Origin of the sequence: Klebsiella sp. Ech2A, assembly GCF_030078455.1 — a bacterium.
Taxonomy (GTDB): domain Bacteria; phylum Pseudomonadota; class Gammaproteobacteria; order Enterobacterales; family Enterobacteriaceae; genus Klebsiella; species Klebsiella terrigena.
In genome coordinates this window covers 1-3,783 of the sequence record NZ_JAQGFU010000299.1, presented here as the reverse complement: position 1 = coordinate 3,783, position 3,783 = coordinate 1, and the positions used below count along the sequence as shown (strand labels likewise).

General features: G+C 63.4%; 3 protein-coding genes. All 3 read right to left on the bottom strand.

Annotated elements, in window-relative coordinates; genetic code table 11:
• Nucleotides 1-555, bottom strand: a 555-nt coding sequence (locus PFH44_RS25810) for an ABC transporter substrate-binding protein (RefSeq protein ID WP_283826593.1), incomplete at its 3' end; no start/stop codon positions are given.
• Between the two features lie 91 nt (nt 556-646).
• The gene (gene fecA / locus PFH44_RS25805) at nt 647-2,977 is read right to left on the bottom strand and encodes a TonB-dependent Fe(3+) dicitrate receptor FecA (protein WP_283826592.1); all 2,331 of its coding nucleotides are present in this window, start codon (nt 2,975-2,977) and stop codon (nt 647-649) included.
• A 96-nt stretch (nt 2,978-3,073) separates the two neighbouring features.
• Nucleotides 3,074-3,783: FecR domain-containing protein (locus PFH44_RS25800; protein ID WP_283826591.1), on the bottom strand; the 710-nt coding region annotated here is incomplete at its 5' end.

The window sequence follows — 3,783 nt, the reverse complement described above, 5'->3', positions numbered from 1 at the left end:
CTGTTCGCGGGAGGTGCCGAAGGCCACGCTGGCGCCTGCCGGCAGCTGAGCGGCGAAATCGGCCATCCGCCGGCGGTGCTGCGCCAGGCGCTGCTGCATAAGCGGGTCCAGGCCGACGACTTTGCCGATAATGGCCGCCGACTGCAGGTTTTCGGCATAGGTTTCATTGCGCGATTTTAGCAGCAGCACCGGCGCGATTTGCCGCAGGGCGGCATAAATGCCGCGATGGCGGCTGCTATCGGCCACGATCAGGTCCGGGCGCAGGGCGCTAATCGCCTCCAGAGAGGGCTGGGCGCGGGTGCCGACCGACCGCCATGGCTTCAGACGCGCGCGGACCTCGGGCAGAATGCGCTCGGGGTCGTTATCGTCGGCAATGCCGACGGGGCTGAGGTCAACCGCCGCCAGCGCATCGGCGAAAGAGAGCTCCAGCACGACGATCCGCTGCGGGGTTTTATCGAGGGTAAACTGCCCCTGCAGATCCTCGACCGTCACGGCAAAAGCCGGGCCGCCGAGCGCCAGCAGCGCGGCAAAGACAAGACGTAAAATAGCCAACATACTCACTCCACAATGGCGGGACGCTGCAACCGTCCCGCCGATATCAACCGGCAACAGCGCCGCCTCAGGTCGAGGCGGCGAACGGGCAGTGTCAGAATTTCAGCGATCCCTGCAGGTACAGGGTGCGCGGCTGACCGGCGTAAATGCCTTTGTTGTTGTCGTCGTACGAGCGGGTGTAGTACTCGTGGTCGAAGATATTCTTCACCCCGACCGCGAGGTTGAGGTCGGCCATCTGCGGACCAAAGTCGTAGGCGACGCGCGCGCCCCACAGCATAAAGCCCGGGATGCGGCCGGTGCTGCCGTCGGCGCTCTCTTCGACGGTGTTGGCGTTGTCGGCAAACTGGCTGGACTGGAAATCGCTATTGAGGTTGAAGGTCCAGCTGCCCGGCTTATAGTCGACGCCGAGGGTGCCTTTATGCTTCGGCGAGAAGGGGACCTGATTGCCGTAGGTGTCGCCTTTTTCGCGGATTTCAGCGTTAACGTACGCGTAGCTGGCGTAGACCGACAGGTTGTCGAAGCGCGGCGAGAGATCGCCGAGATCGTAGCGTGCCTGGGTCTCCAGCCCGCTGTGGCGGGTTTTGCCGCGGGCGGTGACGGTATCGTTGGTCTGGTTGGAGTCATACTGATTATTGAAGTTAATCAGGAACAGGCCCATTTCCGCGCTCAGGGCGCCGTTGTCGTAGCGGCTGCCGATTTCCCAGGTGCGGGCCTTTTCCGGCTCCACGTTGCCGCTCTCCACAGCCTTGCCAATTTGGCTGTACTGTACGGTGCCGAACGATCCTTCGGTGTTAGCATAAAGATTCCAGCTGTCGGTGAGATGATAAAGCACGTTAAGCGCCGGCAGCGGGGCGTTGTAGCTGACCTGCTCGCGGCTGCCCTTCAGGTTATTGTCCTGATAAGACTCAATATGTTCGAAGCGCATGCCCGGGGTGATCGTCCAGTTGCCGATATCAACCCGGTCGTCGATATACCAGGCGTGCGCCTCGGTACCGGAACGGGTATCGCGATCGTAAGGGCTGGCGGTGCTCGGCAGCTCGCCGCTGGCGGTGGTGGTGTAGTAGCGCATCTCATGGGTGGATTCGTTCACGTAGCGATAGCCGACGCCCACTTCGTGCGCGGTAGCGCCGAGCGTAAAGCTCTGGCTGTAGCGCGGCTCGATCCCTCGCACCCAATATTCGCGCGGCGAGAGCGTAATGCGCTTGCCCTGCTCAAGGTAGCCGCTGCGCAGCGTATGGGTGTAGAAGCCCTGAATATTGAACTTATGCATGGCGTCCGGCTGAAACTGATAGCCGAGGCTGGCGAGCTGGCGGCGTCCCCAGAAGCGGTCGTACGGGCGGGTAGACTGCCAGCGGTCGGCATCATAATCGGCGCGGGAGAGCCCGCCCGGCATGTCGGCCTCGCCGTCATAATATTGCAGCAGGCTGTTAAAGGTATGCACCTCGTTGGGCGCATATTTACTTTTCAGCATCACGTCGTCAATGCGGGTAGCGCTATGCTCGCGCCAGTCGCTGCCGCGGGTGCCGGAATAGAGCAGCGCGGAGCCAAAGCCGTTATCCGCCGTGCCGCCAATCATCAGGTTGTGCGTCTCTTTGGGATTGTTCTGCGAGGAGGTTGGGCTCAGCTGGCCCTCAACGCCGCCCGCAATGCCAAAATCCTGCGGAATGGCGCGGGTGACGAAGTTAACGACGCCGCCCACGTTCTGCGGTCCGTAGCGCACGGCGCCCGCGCCGCGAACCACGTCCACGGCATCCATATTGCCCAGCGATACCGGCGCCAGCGACAGCTGGGGCTGGCCGTAGGGGGCGAAGGGCACCGGGATGCCGTCCATCAGCACCGTCGAGCGGCTGGCCAGGCGAGGGTTGAGGCCGCGGATGCCAAAGTTCATCGCCAGGTCGTGACTCCCGGTCCCGGTATTCTCCGGGGCGTTGACTCCCGGAATGCGGTTCAGCACCTCGCGCATAGTGGTGGCGCCGGTTTTGGCAAACTCCGCGCGGCGAATAACGTCGCGGGCGCCGGCGTGCTCAAACACGTCGTTTTCCCGGGCGTCGCCGAGCCAGTCGCCGACTACCGTCAGCGTCGCCTCACTGTCAACGGGGGCGGGCTCCAGCGTCCAGGCGTTATTGCCCAGCGCTTTGAGCCGCAGGCCGCTGCCGTCGAGCAGCGTCTGCAGGCCATCCTCAACGTCGTAGCTGCCGTGCAGGCCGTCGCTGTGCTTGCCCCGGGTCAGGCTGGCATCGGCTGCGAGGGTGATGCCGCTGCGGGCGGCGTACTGATTGAGTGCGGTATCTAAATCTCCGGCGGCAATATCAAACTGCGCGGCGGCAAAGGCCGGCGCGGCGGCGAGAGCTACCAGCGGCAGCAGGCTTAAGCGGATTGCCATCACCAGAGGCATTGGTTTGCGTAGAACGCGTAAAGGCGTCATCTGTTCTCCACGATTGTTTTGGTTGTTTTCACCTGTTAAGTCGAACGAGCAGGGGAAAAGGGACAATGGAGAATGAGAATTTTTTGTATTTTTTTCTCAGGCGGGCATAACGGTGACCCAGTAGCGGGTGGCAAACTGCAGTTTTACCGGCAGCGTCTGCGCAATAATCTGCAAAATCTGCCCGGTATCGCTCAGCGGAAAGGCGCCGCTGAGGCGCAAATCGGCAACGCGGGGGTCGCAGCGCAGAATGCCGGGACGATAGCGGGAGAGCGTGGCGATAACCTCGCCCAGCGGACGGTCGCGAAAGCTGAGCACGCCCTGGGTCCAGCTATCTTCCCCGGCGCTCAGCGTCCGTATTGGCGAGAAGGCCCCGGCGCTGAAGCGCAGGCTTTCTCCGGCCTCGACCCGCTGAATCTGGCCGTGCGCTAAGCGCACCTCGACGGCGTGCTGCTGCACCGCCAGGCGGGTTTCATCGGCAAACTGGCGCACGGTAAACTCGGTGCCCAGCGCGGTGAGGTTCCCGTCGCGGGTCTGCACGCGAAACGGCCGCCGGCTCTCGTCGCGGGCGGTGCGGATGGCAATTTCGCCGTAGCGCAGGCGCACCAGGCGCTGGCGCGCGTCGTAATAGACGTCGGCGGCGCTGTCGGTGTTGAGGGTCAGAATCGAGCCGTCCGCCAGCGGCTGGCGTCGCGTCATCCCCCTGGCGGTGCGGTAGTCGGCGCGAAGTCCCTCCGCCAGCTCGCTGTCCCACAGCCGCCAGCTTCCGCCGGCGATGGCCAGCAGCATCAATCCTTTCAGCACCTGAC

Coding starts and splice junctions, on each gene's coding strand:
- fecA (WP_283826592.1), bottom strand. CDS start 2,977: ATGACGCCTTTACGCGTTCTACGCAAACCAATGCCTCTGGTGATGGCA.